The organism is Kitasatospora sp. NPDC059673 (assembly GCF_042734215.1).
In the GTDB taxonomy this organism is placed as follows: Bacteria; Actinomycetota; Actinomycetes; order Streptomycetales; family Streptomycetaceae; genus Kitasatospora.
Window position 1 is genome coordinate 76182 of record NZ_JBHWEN010000003.1, and the last position, 13062, is coordinate 89243.

13 protein-coding genes are annotated in these 13062 nt (G+C 72.2%); 8 read left to right on the forward strand and 5 right to left on the reverse strand.

What is annotated here, in order from left to right; all coding sequences use genetic code 11:
• Positions 1–30: 30 nt before the first annotated feature.
• The 6 genes from purU (at position 31) to ACFV18_RS05100 (ending at position 6134) form a co-directional block, all read left to right on the forward strand.
• On the forward strand, positions 31–894 hold the full coding sequence (purU, locus tag ACFV18_RS05075; RefSeq protein WP_380479408.1) for a formyltetrahydrofolate deformylase: 864 nt from the start codon (positions 31–33) through the stop codon (positions 892–894).
• A gap of 347 nt (positions 895–1241) precedes the next feature.
• A complete protein-coding gene (locus ACFV18_RS05080; protein WP_380479410.1) occupies positions 1242–1694 on the forward strand; it encodes an ATP-binding protein in 453 nt (150 codons plus the stop codon).
• Positions 1695–2075: 381 nt separating this feature from the next.
• Positions 2076–3344 (forward strand): MFS transporter, encoded by a 1269-nt coding sequence (locus ACFV18_RS05085; RefSeq protein ID WP_380479412.1) that lies wholly within the window; start codon positions 2076–2078, stop codon positions 3342–3344.
• Positions 3345–3418: 74 nt separating this feature from the next.
• Complete coding sequence (locus ACFV18_RS05090) at positions 3419–4714, forward strand: MFS transporter (RefSeq protein ID WP_380479414.1); 1296 nt, start codon at positions 3419–3421, stop codon at positions 4712–4714.
• A gap of 74 nt (positions 4715–4788) precedes the next feature.
• A complete protein-coding gene (locus ACFV18_RS05095) occupies positions 4789–5118 on the forward strand; it encodes a DUF4229 domain-containing protein (protein ID WP_380479416.1) in 330 nt (109 codons plus the stop codon).
• Positions 5119–5123: 5 nt separating this feature from the next.
• Positions 5124–6134: a LacI family DNA-binding transcriptional regulator gene (locus ACFV18_RS05100; RefSeq protein ID WP_380479418.1), complete on the forward strand. Its 1011-nt coding sequence runs from the start codon at positions 5124–5126 to the stop codon at positions 6132–6134.
• Positions 6135–6140: 6 nt separating this feature from the next.
• Here the strand turns inward: ACFV18_RS05100 and ACFV18_RS05105 are convergent, their stop codons facing one another.
• Together ACFV18_RS05105 and ACFV18_RS05110 are read right to left on the reverse strand one after the other, a co-directional pair.
• Positions 6141–6575, reverse strand: coding sequence for a GNAT family N-acetyltransferase (locus tag ACFV18_RS05105; RefSeq protein WP_380479420.1), 435 nt, complete (start codon positions 6573–6575; stop codon positions 6141–6143).
• A 48-nt stretch (positions 6576–6623) separates the two neighbouring features.
• On the reverse strand, positions 6624–7811 hold the full coding sequence (locus tag ACFV18_RS05110; protein WP_380479422.1) for an MFS transporter: 1188 nt from the start codon (positions 7809–7811) through the stop codon (positions 6624–6626).
• 430 nt (positions 7812–8241) lie between these two features.
• Here ACFV18_RS05110 and ACFV18_RS05115 point away from each other — a divergent pair, with 430 nt between their 5' ends.
• On the forward strand, positions 8242–9558 hold the full coding sequence (locus tag ACFV18_RS05115; RefSeq protein WP_380479425.1) for a dicarboxylate/amino acid:cation symporter: 1317 nt from the start codon (positions 8242–8244) through the stop codon (positions 9556–9558).
• Positions 9559–9770: 212 nt separating this feature from the next.
• Here ACFV18_RS05115 and ACFV18_RS05120 read toward each other — a convergent pair whose 3' ends face one another.
• The 3 genes from ACFV18_RS05120 to ACFV18_RS05130 form a co-directional block, all read right to left on the reverse strand.
• Entirely contained in the window at positions 9771–10322 is a 552-nt protein-coding gene (locus tag ACFV18_RS05120; protein ID WP_380479427.1) for a DUF1707 domain-containing protein, read from the reverse strand.
• Positions 10319–11350, reverse strand: a complete 1032-nt coding sequence (locus ACFV18_RS05125; protein WP_380479430.1) for a bile acid:sodium symporter family protein — start codon at positions 11348–11350, stop codon at positions 10319–10321. Before ACFV18_RS05125 ends, ACFV18_RS05120 begins: the two co-directional genes overlap by 4 nt.
• 225 nt (positions 11351–11575) lie before the next feature.
• Positions 11576–11779: a cold-shock protein gene (locus tag ACFV18_RS05130; protein WP_043915662.1), complete on the reverse strand. Its 204-nt coding sequence runs from the start codon at positions 11777–11779 to the stop codon at positions 11576–11578.
• Positions 11780–12155: 376 nt separating this feature from the next.
• On the opposite strand from ACFV18_RS05130, the gene ACFV18_RS05135 reads away from it, so the two are divergent.
• Complete coding sequence (locus ACFV18_RS05135; RefSeq protein WP_380479431.1) at positions 12156–13055, forward strand: menaquinone biosynthetic enzyme MqnA/MqnD family protein; 900 nt, start codon at positions 12156–12158, stop codon at positions 13053–13055.
• Positions 13056–13062 lie beyond the last annotated feature (7 nt).

Below are 13062 nucleotides of genomic sequence, written 5' to 3' on the forward strand. Positions count from 1 at the left end.
CACCAGAGCCGAGAAACGGGACCCCGCGACATGGAAGAGACTGCCCACTCCCAGTACGTTCTCACGCTGTCCTGTCCCGACAAGCAGGGCATCGTGCACGCGGTCTCCAGCTATCTGTTCATGACGGGCTGCAACATCATCGACAGCCAGCAGTTCGGCGACGCCGGTACCGGGCTGTTCTTCATGCGGGTGCACTTCACGGCCGAGCAGCCGGTGACGGCGGAGAAGCTGCGGGCGTCGTTCGCGGCGGTCGGCGCCTCGTTCCGGATGGACTGGCAGATCCACGAGTCCGCGGAGCGGATGCGGGTGCTGCTGCTGGTCTCGAAGTTCGGGCACTGCCTGAACGACCTGCTGTTCCGGACCCGGATCGGGGCGCTGCCGGTGGACATCGTCGGTGTGGTGTCCAACCACACCGACTTCCGGGCGCTGACCGAGTCCTACGGTGTCCCGTTCCACTACGTACCGGTCACCAAGGACACCAAGGCGCAGGCCGAGCAGCAGCTGCTCGACCTGGTCGAGCGGGAGCGGGTCGAACTGGTGGTGCTGGCCCGCTACATGCAGGTGCTGTCGGACGGGCTGTGCAAGGAACTGTCCGGCCGGGTGATCAACATCCACCACTCGTTCCTGCCGAGCTTCAAGGGCGCGCGCCCCTACCACCAGGCGCACGCCCGAGGCGTGAAGCTGATCGGTGCGACCGCGCACTACGTCACCGCCGACCTGGACGAGGGCCCGATCATCGAGCAGGAGGTCGCCCGGGTCACCCACGACGTGACGCCGGAGCAGCTGGTGGCGCTCGGCCGGGACGTCGAGTGCCAGGCGCTGGCCCGCGCGGTGAAGTGGCACAGCGAGCGGCGGGTGCTGCTGAACGGCACCCGGACCGTGGTGTTCGCCTGACGACATGCCCGGCGTTCGAGGAGCGCTGGACATTTGTAGGAAGGGTGGTTCGCTCGTGGCGGCCCGGTGGTGACGGGGCGTGGGGAGTACGGTCGGGGTTACCCGCGGCGGCGGTGCCGCCGACCGGTCGTGCGAACCCCGGCAGGGTGAGCGGGACAGTATGCACCGAGACATCCCCCGAACGCTGGAATATGCCCGAAGCGCTTGCTGCGACCTGGTCCCGGAATCATTCTGGGGCGTATTCGTGTCGATGCCATGGGCAGTACGGATCGGCGGCCTCCGTGAGGCGCGGCCGACCGGACCGGCGGGATCAAGCGGGCCGAATACCGAGTGCGGGTGGTGGAACGGTGCAGGTACTTCAGGTACAGCTGGCGGTCCAGGCGGACCCGGCGGAGGTCTCACGGGCCCGGCGCTGGGTGCGCGCCCGGTTGGAGGCCGGGGGGCTCGACCCGGACTCGCCGGTCGCCGAGACACTGGTGCTGGTGGTCTCCGAACTGGTCACCAACGCGGTGGTGCACACCGGCTGTCCGGCGGTGCTGCGCCTGTTGATGCCGGCCGGCCCGGACGCCCCGCCGGGGGTCCGGGTGGAGGTCGCGGACGCCAGCTGCGCCGCCCCCGCCCCCCGGCACGCCGGGGCCGACGCGGAGGCCACCAACGGGCGCGGCCTGGAGCTGGTGGAACTGCTGTGCGAGCGCTGGGGCTGGTACCCGGACGGCTCAGGCAAGCGGGTGTGGTGCGAGATCGGCCCGGTGGCCGCGGTGTCCGAGCGGGCGGAGCAGCCGGTCGTCACGGCGCGCTGAACGCCTGACGGCGGGTCCGGGCGCGCCACGCGTGCGCTGTCCGCGCTCCCGGTGATCCATCTGAATTTCGGACAACCCATTGACGTGACGTATCCGACTGATCACTCTTGGGTGCGGCGTTCCGTTGCGAGGGGACGCCGAGGGAGCCCGGGCGGTGCCGACACTCAGGGGGTCGTTGGCCGCATCCGCCCGGAACCTCGGCGAGATCGGGACGCCGGGCGTCACGGCTTCAGGGCCCGGACGCAGACCCGGACGACAGCCCGCCGTGCCGTGCTCGGGGCGCGCGCGGCGAGCTGTCGTCCGGTCAGTTGCCGCTCGGACGCCGCATCGTGATCCAAAAGCACTGGAAACCGGCGGTGGTCTACACCAAAACTGTGGGTCGTGACCGCACCAGAACTCGACGCCGCCCCCACCCTGCGCGTCAGTACCCCCACCGGGCCCGCCATCTGGTCGGGCAATTTCCGGCTCTACTTCACCGCCCGCTCGGCCGGCCTGCTGAGCGACGCGATGCTCCCCGTGGCCGTCACCACCGGACTCCTCACCACCGGCCACTCGCCCTCCACGGTCGGCTACGCGATGGCCTTCCTGCTCGCCCCGTTCGCCGGCCTGGTGCTGGTCGGCGGCGTCCTCGCGGACCGGTTCACCGCCCGCCGGCTGATGATCTTCGCCGACCTGCTCAACCTCACCACCCGGGCGCTGCTCGCGGTGCTGTTCTTCCGCGGCATCGACGAGATCTGGCAGCTGTACCTGCTGCTCGCGCTGGCCGGCACCGCCGCCGCCATGTTCCAGCCCGGCGCCGCCTCCACCGTCCCGCTGGTGGCCCGCGACGTGCAGGGCGCCAACGGCATCCTGCGCATCTCCGAGGCGCTCACCACCCTGGCCGGGCCGCCGCTGGCCGGCCTGCTCGCCGCCGCCTCCACCGGCTGGGTGATGGTCATCGCCGGCCTGATGTACGCGATCAGCGCCGGCTCGCTGCTGGCCCTGCGGCTCGGCCCCGTCCCCGCCCCGCCGCCCGGCGACAGCCTGTGGCGGAACCTGGTCGAGGGCTGGCACGAATTCCGCTCCCGCAGCTGGATGTGGGGCGTCATCCTGATCTGGATGATCTTCACGGTGCTCTCCTGGGGCCCGCTCACCCCGCTGCTCGGCTCGCTGATGGTGCCCGTCCACGGCGCCACCGTGTTCGGCATCCTGAACGGCATGTTCGGCGCCGGCACCGTGATCGGCGGCCTGATCGCGATCCGGCTCAAGCCCGCCCGCCCGCTCGCGGCCGGCGCGCTCGCCCTCCTGGTCTTCCCGCTCCAGCAGTTCGCGCTCGCCTTCGACCTGCCCTGGCCGGCCATCGGCACGGCCCAGCTGATCTCCGGCATCGGCATCAGCTTCTGGGGCGTCATGTGGGCCACCAGCGTGCAGACCCAGGTGCCCGGCGAGGTGCTCAACCGCATCCACGCGTACGAAGTGGCCGGCTCCGTCTGCATGTTCCCGCTCGGTTCCGCCCTGGCCGGACCCGCCATGCAGGCCTTCGGCGCACAGCACGTCCTGGTGGTCGGCGGCGTGGTCACCGTGCTGACCGCCGCCGCGCTGCTGCTCAGCCCGCCCATCCGCGGCCTGCGCCGGGTCCCCGACGCCGGACCGGTCGCCGGCGGCCACTGACGCGTCAGGATCTCGACGGGAGATGGCAGCAAACCCCGTCGTGGCGGCGGGGCCCGGAACCGCAGACTCGGCGGGTGAACGAACTCACCACCACACCCGTCGCCGACCCGGCCCCGCCACGGCCCGCCCCGCGCCTGCACTACGGCTGGATCGTCGCCGCCGTCTCGCTGGTCGTCCTGGTCGGCTCCGCCGGATTCCGCTCCGCGCCCGGCCTGATGATGGACGCCCTGCACAACGAGTTCGGCTGGTCGCACGCCACCATCTCCAGCGCCGTCTCCGTCAACCTCACCCTCTACGGCCTCACCGCCCCCTTCGCCGCCGCCCTGATGGACCGCTTCGGCGTCCGCCTGGTGGTGGTCTGTGCGCTGCTGACGATCTCGGTCGGCGCCGGGCTCACCGTCCTGATGACCGCGGCCTGGCAACTGATCCTCTGCTGGGGCGTCCTGGTCGGCCTCGGCAGCGGCTCGATGGCGGGCGCGTTCGCCACCACCATCTCCGGACGCTGGTTCCAGGCCAGGCAGGGCCTGGTCACCGGCGTGCTCACCGCCGCCGGCGCGGCGGGCAACCTGATCTTCATGCCGGTACTGGCCGCGTTGGTCGAACACCAGGGCTGGCGGACCGCGGTGGTGGTCATCTCGCTCGCCGCCACTGCCGTCGCCGTCCCCGTCCTGGTGCTGATGCGCGAACGCCCCGCGGATCTCGGCCTGCTGCCGTACGGGGCCACCGAGGCGCCCGCACCGCCGGTGGTCGACGGCTCGGCGATCGCCCGCTCGCTGCGGGTGCTGCGCGAGGCCACCCGCAGCCGGGCGTTCTGGCTGCTCGCGGCGTCCTTCGCGATCTGCGGTGCGACCACCGCCGGTCTGGTCGGTACCCACTTCATCCCCGCCGCCCACGACCACGGCATGCCCGTCACCACCGGGGCCTCGCTGCTCGCCCTGATCGGGATCTTCGACGTGGTCGGGACGATTGCCAGCGGGTGGTTCACCGACCGGTTCGACTCGACCCGGCTGCTGATTGCCTACTACGGTCTGCGGGGTCTGTCGCTGGTGCTGCTGCCCTCGCTGTTCGGGGAGAGCCTGCGGCCGCCGATACTCGCCTTCGTCGTCTTCTACGGCCTCGACTGGGTGGCGACCGTGCCGCCGACCGTTGCGCTGTGCCGCCGGTACTTCGGGGCGGATGCGCCGATCGTTTTCGGGTGGGTGCTGGCGGCGCACCAGATCGGCGCGGCGATGGTGGCCGGGTTGGCGGGCCTGGCCCGCGACAGCTTCGGGAACTACGACGCGACCTGGTACGCGGCGGGCGGGCTGTGTGCGGTGGCGGTGGGGTGCTGCGTGCTCCTGCGGGGCTCCCCTGGAACCTCGAGGGTGTGAGGTCGTGCTTCACTGGGAGGGCCATTACCCCCTCGCGCTTCCCGGCGCGACCCGGCAGTGAAGGACGATCCCCGGTGAGCAGCAAGATCAACGCGACGCTCCGCTACACCTCGCTGCGGGCGAGCATCTTTCTGGCGTGCTTGCTGGTGGGGCTGCTGCTGGCGCATTTCGGGGTGGTTCCGGTGGTCGGCGACCTCGGGCTGATCCTGCTGGTCGCCATGGCGATGGTGGCGTCGTCGGCGATCAGTTATGTGGTGCTGAGCAAGCAGCGGGACGAGATGTCGGCGCAGATCGCCAACCGGATCGAGAGCCGCAAGGCCCGCTCGGTCGCCCGGGACGCTGCCGAGGACGACGCGGACGAAGCGGCCCGGGCCGCTGCCGCCCGGCAGGCGCAGGCCGGCTGACGGGCGTGTCGGACTCGGGGTCCGGCGAGGGGGCGCGGCGGCGGCCGACCGGGCGGGACGTGGCCCGGCTGGCGGGGGTGTCGCAGGCGACGGTCTCGCTGGTGTTCTCCGGCAGCGCGGGGCACCGGGTCTCGGACGCCACCCGGCAGCGGATCACCGATGCTGCCCGGGAGCTGGGCTATCGCCCGCAGGCGGCCGGCCGGCAGTTGCGGTTGGGCCGCAGCGGGATGGTGCTGCTGGCGGTGCCGAACCTGCTCGGTCCGTTCTTCGGCCGGGTGCTGACCGGTGTGCACGAGGAGGCGGCCCGGCACGGCCTCTCGGTGGTGGTCTCCAGCGGTTGGGACGCGGCGACGCTCGCCGAGGCCGCCGCCGCGGGCCGTTTCGACGGTCTGCTGATCTGTTCCCCGGACGACAAGCAACTCGGCGCTCTGCCCGCCGACACCGCGGCGGTGTTCCTGGACGCCGACCCGGCGGCCAACCCCGGCCGTCCCACCGTCGAGCTGGACCTGACCGCGGGCATGCGGGCCGCAGTCGATCACCTGGCGGCGCTGGGCCACCGGCGGATCGGCTACCTGCGGTCGGTGCACTCCGCGTACACCTTCCGGGTCCGGCAGGCGGCGTTCGCGGCGGCGGCCGCGGAGTTGGCCGTGCAGGAGCGCGCGGTCAGTCTGAACGAGGGCAGCCGGGAGGCGGCGCGGGCGGCCCGGGAGCTGCTGGCCGGGCCGGACCGGCCGCGTGCCGTGGTGTGCGACGACGACGTGGTGGCGTCCGGGCTGTACCAGGCGGCCGACGAGCTGGGGCTGCGGATTCCCGGCGACCTGTCGGTGGTCGGCATGGACAACATTCCGGTCGCGGAGCTGCTCAGCCCGCCGCTGACCACCGTCGACCTGCCGGGGGAGCAGCTCGGCCGGACCGGCCTGGCCACCCTGGTGGCCCTGCTGGGCGGTGAACTGCCGCCGCCGGCCGCGCCGTTGGCGACCTCGCTGGTGGTGCGGCGGTCCACCGCCCCGGCCTGAGCCCGGTCACTGCTCGCCGAGCAGCATCCACTTCTCCGGCAGGGCGAGCGGGGCGAACCCGACCTTGGCGTACACCTCGTGGGCGTCCCGGGTGGCCAGCAGCAGGCGGCGCAGACCGAGTCCGGCCAGCTCGTCGCGGACGGCGGCGGTGAGCGCGGTGCCAAGGCCCAGGCCGCGGGCCGGCGGGGCGATGTACACGTCGCACAGCCAGGCGAAGGTGGCGTGGTCGGTGACCACCCGGGCGTACCCCAGCTGGGTGCCGGTGGCGTCCTCGTACAGGCCGAAGTTGAGCGAGTGCTCGATCGCCCGGTCCTGCTTCTCGCGGGGCCGTCCGAGCGCCCAGTAGGAGTCCTCGGAGAGCCATCGGTGCACCGCCTCCCGGTCGAGGAGTGCCGGATCGGTGGAGACCGTGTAGCCCGCGGGCAGCTGGATGCGCGTCATAGCGCATCCAAGCAGTCCGCGGGCGGGGCGGGCCAGCGGTTTCGGTCCTTAGGCGGCCAGGGCGAGCGGGGCCCGCAGCCGGGAGCGGGTGGCGAGCAGCAGCAGGCCGCCGAGGGCGGAGCCGGCCACGGCGCAGAGCGCGACGGTGTGCAGCGAGGTGTCGACCAGTGCGCCGGAGACCGCGTAGCCGGCCGCGTTGCCGGTGGCGAACAGGGTGATCAGCCAGGCGAACGCCTCGGTGACGGTGCCGGCCGGGGCGAGTTCGGCGACCAGGACGAACGCGGCGGCCAGCAGCGGGGCCAGGCCGAGGCCGGAGAGGAAGGCGAGCGCGGCCATCGGCAGCGGGCCGGGCAGGAGCAGCAGCGGCAGGTAGCCGAGCGCCATGCCGAGGGCGAGCACCCAGGTGCGGGTGGCGGTGTCGGCCTTCCAGGTGGCCGCGCCGTAGCCGAGCGCACCGAGCAGGCCGGCCAGTGCGGCCAGTGCCAGCAGGGTGCCGGCGCCGCCGGGCAGGGCGCCCGGGTGCCGTTCGGCGTAGGCGATGAACAGCACGTTCTGCGCGCCGACCGCCCAGCCGGTGCCGGCCAGGCCGAGCAGCAGCAGGACCAGCCCGGGGGAGCGCAGCGGACCGAGCAGTCCGGCGGACGCGGCGCGCGGCGGGGCCTGCCAGTGGCGGGCGGGGGCGGTGGTGGCGACCACCAGCGAGCCGAGCAGGCCGAGTACGGCGGCCGTCCACAGGGCTGTGGACGGCGAGAACGCGGCGGCGAGCCCGGCGACGGCGAGCGGCCCGGCCACGTACAGCACCTGCTGGGAGGCGGAGTCGAAGGCGTAGGCGGTGTCGAGCTGGTCCTCCTCGACGACGTCGGGCCACAGCGAGCGCAGGCAGGGTTCCAGCGGGGGCATGCACAGGCCGGCGATCGCGGCGCCGAGCGGGGCGGCGACGGGGGAGCCCGGGGCGAGTGCGAGCAGCGCGTAGCCGCCGCCGGCCAGGGTGGCGGAGGCGAGCAGGACGCGGGGCTGGCCGGTGAGGTCGACGATCCGGCCGAGGACGGGGCCGCCGATCGCGGCGGCGATCGCGTACGCGGCGGTGGCCAGGCCGATCCGGCTGTACGGGGTGCCGGCCTCGCGCAGGGCGAGGGCGATCACCAGCGCGGTCATGCCGGCGGGCAGCCGCCCGATCAGGGTGCCGACCAGCAGCCGGGTGACGTACGGGGCGCGGAGCAGTGCGGCGTAGCCCATGGGCGTCCTTCTCGCGGGGTCTCGGTGAAGCCTCAAGTTATACGTATAACTGGAAGGGCGTCAAAGCTGCCCGGTGTGGGGCGTTCGGGCTGATGGTCCGTCAGGGGCGGATGGTTCGGGAACGATCTCAAACAAGTACTTTGAACATCTCAAAGGTTTGTTGCTAATCTACGGGGCATGACCACCGCAGACGCCGCGCGCCAGACCGGGACGAGCACCCCGCTCATGTCCCGCTGCCCGCGTCTGCCCGGCGCCGTGGACGGCCCGTGCCGCTGTCGCTCCGGCGGCTGTATGCGGGCGGCACGCCGCTCCTGACGCGCCGACAGCTCCGCTGTCGGCTCCCCGGGTCTCCCCACCCGGCCCGCGTCCGGCGTGCCGCCGCCTCCGCCCCCCACCCCGAACCCCCGCACCTCACCGGAGTCGCACACCCATGTCCACCGCGCCCGCGCCCGCGCCCAGCCTGCTGGGACGCATCCGACGCACCCCGTTCTGGGTCCAGATCGTCGGCGGCCTCGTCCTCGGCCTGCTGCTCGGCTGGATCGCCCGGTCCGGCGACATATCGTGGCTGAAGACCACCCTCGACACCGTCGGCAAGACCTTCGTCCAGCTGCTCAAGCTGGCCGTCCCGCCGCTGGTCTTCACCGCGATCATCGTCTCGGTCGCCAACCTGCGGAACGTCACCAACGCCGCCCGGCTGGCCGCCCGCACGCTGTTCTGGTTCCTCGCCACCTCGCTGATCGCGGTCGCCGTCGGCCTCGGCCTCGGCCTGCTCACCGACCCCGGCAAGGGCGCGAACATCTCCACCGCCGGCGTCAAGGGCGTGGAGAAGGGCGGCAGCTGGATCGACTTCCTGACCGGCATCATCCCGACCAACATCGCCGACGCCTTCCTGAAGGTGAACGTCCTCCAGATCGTCTTCCTCGGCGTGGTCGTCGGCGCGGCCATCCTCAAGCTCGGCGACAAGGCCGCCCCGGTCCGCCAGCTCTCCGAGACCGTGCTCGAACTCGTCCAGACCGCCCTGTGGTGGGTCATCCGGCTCGCCCCGCTCGGCACCATCGGCCTGATCGGCAAGGCCGTCGCGCTCTACGGCTGGGACCTGCTCAAGCCCTTCACCACCCTGACCATCGACGTCTACGTCGGCTGCGCGATCGTCATGTTCGGCGTCTACTCGCTGCTGCTGCGCTTCGTCGGCGGCCTCAACCCGCTGAACTTCTTCAAGGGCGCCTGGCCCGCGATCCAGCTGGCCTTCGTCTCCCGCTCCTCCGTCGGCACCCTGCCGGTCACCCGCCGCGTCACCGAGCGCCTCGGCGTTCCGTCCGAGTACGCCTCGTTCGCCGCGCCGTTCGGCGCCACCACCAAAATGGACGGCTGCGCCGCGATCTACCCGTCGCTCGCCGCGATCTTCGTGGCCCAGGTGTACGGCATCGACCTCGGCATCAAGGACTACCTGCTGATCGCCTTCGTCTCGGTGATCGGCTCGGCGGCCACCGCCGGCCTGACCGGCGCGATCGTGATGCTCACCCTGACCCTCTCCACCCTGGGCCTCCCGCTGGAGGGCGTCGGCCTGCTGCTGGCCATCGACCCGATCCTCGACATGATGCGCACCGCCACCAACGTGGCCGGTCAGGTCGTCGTCCCGATCCTGGTCTCGGCCCGCGAGAAGACCCTCGACCTCACCGCCTACAACCGCCCCACCGGTGACCTCCTCGCCGAGGACCACCCGACCGCGGTTCCGGCCGCCGCCTGACGCGGCTTTCTGCCCGACGGCCCGCACCCCTTCTCGGGGGGTGCGGGCCGTCGCTCGTTGGAGTGAGAGCGCTTGGGGTACGGCGGACCGGTCAGTAGCGTGAGGTCGACCGTACGACGGCCCGCACGGAGCGGCTGAACGCCGCCAGCCGGTTCGCGGCGGGCATCAAGGCGGCGCAGCGCGGCCGGCTCTGAGCGGCCCGCCGCGGTCGGTCAGCGGCGGCGGGCGTGGCGGACGCGCAGACGGCCGAAGCCGGAGGTGCCGGTGATGCGGATGTGCGGGCCGCCCGGGGTGGCGTGGCGCGGCGGGCGGTAGCGGGTTCCCTTCCAGCCGCCCTGGACGCCGTCCAGGTCGACGGTGGCGTGGTGCGGGACGGTGATGGTGGCGCGGCCGAAGCCCAGGCCGAGCTCGATGTCGATCACCGGGTGCTCGATGATCGCGTGCGACAGGTCGAGCCGGATCTTGCCGAAGGCGGAGGCGACTTTCAGGAAGCGGGGCACCCGCCAGGCGCCGCGGCGGACGATCCGGCCGCCGCCGGCGGTGAGGGTGGCGGTGTCGGCGGCGGCCGGCCGGTCCGCAGGCAGGTCCGCGGTGACCAGGTCGAGTTCGGCGCGGGTGGTGGCGGTGAGCGCCTGCTGCAGGCGCTGCTCCATCTCCTCGTGGGTGATCCGCTCCTCGGCGTACGCCTGCTGGAGGCGTTCGGCGGCGGCGTCCCGTTCGGCGGCGCCGACCCGGGTCTGCGGGGAGTCGGGCAGTGAAGTCACCCGTGCAGCGTAGTCGCTGACGGTGTGTCAGGGATATGCCGGGCCCAGCGCTGGGCGAGCACGGTGCAGACCATCAGCTGGATCTGGTGGAACAGCATCAGTGGCAGCACCGTCAGCCCGACCGAGCCGGCCGGGAACAGGATGACGGCCAGCGGCAGGCCGTTGGCCAGGGACTTCTTGGAGCCGCAGAACTGGATGGTGATCCGGTCCGGGCGGGAGAAGCCGAGCCGCCGGGAGGCCACGCGGGTGAAGCCGAGGACGGTGGCCAGCAGCACCGACGACAGTGCCACCAGTGCCAGCAGCTGCCCCACCGTGACCCGGCCCCAGATGCCCTCGCGGACGCCCTCGCCGAACGCGCTGTAGACGATCAGCAGGATCGAACCCCGGTCCACCAGCCGCGTCACCAGCCGGTGCCGGACGATCCACGGCCCGACCCAGCGGCGCAGCAGCTGGCCGGCGGCGAACGGGACCAGCAGTTGCAGCACCACGTCCAGCACCTGGCTGCCGTCCACCGTGACGCCCGACGCGCCGGAGAGCAGCCAGGCGGCGAGCAGCGGGGTCAGCACGATGCCCAGCAGGCTGGAGAAGGTCGCGGCGCAGATCGCGGCGGCCACGTTGCCGCCGGCGATCGAGGTGAACGCGATCGAGGACTGCACGGTGGACGGCAGCAGGGTGAGGAACAGGACGCCGGTGAACAGCTCCGGCGGCAGCACCGCGTCGGGCAGCAGCCGGGTGGCCTCGCCGAGCAGCGGGAACAGCACGAAGGTGCAGCCGAGGATCAGCAGGTGCAGCCGCCAGTGCCGGGCGCCGGCCAGCGCCTCCTGCGGGGAGAGCCGGGCGCCGTACAGGAAGAACAGCAGGCCGACGGCGAGGTGCACGGCGCCGGAGACGGTGCTCGCGGCGGCGCCCCGGGCGGGCAGCACGGTGGCCAGCAGGACGGTGCCGAGCAGCAGCAGGAGGTAGGTGTCGATGCCGATCCGGCGCAGCGCGCGGTCGAGGGCCCGGTGGGCGGATCGGAGGTGGTGCATGTCTCGATGATCCCTCCGCCGGGCCGCGGTGCGGCACACGGGGGTGGGGGCCGTGCCTTGACGGCCGGGAGGTTTTCCGGAAATGCGTCCGGAATGCGGACGGAACGGCCGGCCGGGGAAATGCGCGAGGGTAAAAGGCAGGGGGCCCGCCGGTGGGCGGGCCCCCTTGGGGACTTCTACTCATACGGACCCGAGGGGCCGTGAGCGATCAGAAGTGCAGAGATGTCAGATAGCGACGACGTTCTCGGCCTGCGGGCCCTTCGGGCCCTGGGTGACGTCGAAGCTGACCGCCTGGTTCTCCTCCAGCGAGCGGAAGCCGGTCGCGTTGATGGCGGAGTAGTGGACGAAGACGTCGGGGCCGCCGCCCTCCTGGGCGATGAAGCCGAAGCCCTTCTCGGCGTTGAACCACTTGACGGTTCCGGTCGCCATACCGTTCTCCTTGCAAGGGACGTAGTGGACACCACACCTTGTGGCGCCCGGGTCCGCTGCGCTGATCGCCCTGCCTCCGGACGAGCCCGGAGTTTTTCGCACAGTGCTCAATCAATGCTCAATTGATGCCTGATACTGCTGAAAAATTACAAAAAGCCTGCGGTTACATGCTCCGCAGGCTCCAAGTACTGCAAGGGGAATCAAACTGCAACTGGTGTGAACGGTAGCACGCGGTGGCGGCCCCGACCAGGGGCCAAGGACGGTGTCGGAGAGCGTGTCGGAGGGCCCCCGAACGGTGTGTCGGGCACCGGGTGCGGGCCCCTCTGAGCGGCGGGCATACCCTGCCGGGAGAGCACCAACGGCAAGGGAGTACACGGTGAGCAGTCGGGACGCCGAACGGCCGGTGGCCGCGGTCAGGCCGCGGGTCGGACACATTCAGTTCCTCAACTGTCTCCCCCTCTACTGGGGGCTGGCGCGCACGGGGAACCTGCTCGACCTCGACCTCACCAAGGACACCCCGGAGAAGCTGAGCGACCGGCTGGTGGCCGGCGAACTCGACCTCGGCCCGATCACCTGCGTGGAGTACCTGCGCAACGCCGACCGGCTGGTGGTCCTCCCCGACATCGCGGTGGGCAGCGACGGGCCGGTGATGTCCTGCGTGATCGTCAGCAAGCTCCCGTTGGACCAGTTGGGTGGCCGCAGGGTCGCGCTCGGCTCGACCAGCCGCACCTCCGTCCGGCTGGCCCGGCTGCTGCTGGAGGAGCGCGAAGGGGTGCGCCCCGAGTACTTCAGCTGCCCGCCCGACCTGGACGCGATGCTCGCCGAGGCCGACGCCGCCGTGCTGATCGGCGACCCCGCGTTGCGCGCCTCGCTGGAGCAGGCCCCCCGGCGGGGGCTGGCCGTGCACGACCTCGGCGCGATGTGGAAGGAGTGGACCGGCCTGCCCTTCGTCTTCGCGGTCTGGGCCGCCCGCCGCGAGTACGCCGAACGGCATCCGGAGCTGACCGCCGCCGTGCACCGGGCGTTCCTGGAGTCCCGCGACCTCTCGCTGACCGAGGCCGCCAAGGTGGCCGAACAGGCCGCCCGCTGGGAGGAGTTCGACGCGCCGCTGCTGGAGCGGTACTTCAGCGAGGCGCTGGACTTCTCGCTGGGCGAGCGCCAGTTGGCGGGCCTGGCCGAGTTCGCCCGCCGGGTCGCGCACGACAGCGGCTTCGCGCCGGACGTGGCGATCCGGCTGCTGGAACCGGCGGTGGCACAACCTGCCGTGCCCGCCTGAGAATTGG

Bases quoted from the DNA above. Each gene is read 5' to 3' on its own strand.
- purU (WP_380479408.1), top strand. From the start codon at position 31: ATGGAAGAGACTGCCCACTCCCAGTACGTTCTCACGCTGTCCTGTCCC.
- ACFV18_RS05105 (WP_380479420.1), bottom strand. From the start codon at position 6,575: ATGACGCGCATCCAGCTGCCCGCGGGCTACACGGTCTCCACCGATCCG.
- ACFV18_RS05110 (WP_380479422.1), bottom strand. From the start codon at position 7,811: ATGGGCTACGCCGCACTGCTCCGCGCCCCGTACGTCACCCGGCTGCTG.
- ACFV18_RS05115 (WP_380479425.1), top strand. From the start codon at position 8,242: ATGTCCACCGCGCCCGCGCCCGCGCCCAGCCTGCTGGGACGCATCCGA.
- ACFV18_RS05125 (WP_380479430.1), bottom strand. From the start codon at position 11,350: ATGCACCACCTCCGATCCGCCCACCGGGCCCTCGACCGCGCGCTGCGC.
- ACFV18_RS05130 (WP_043915662.1), bottom strand. From the start codon at position 11,779: ATGGCGACCGGAACCGTCAAGTGGTTCAACGCCGAGAAGGGCTTCGGC.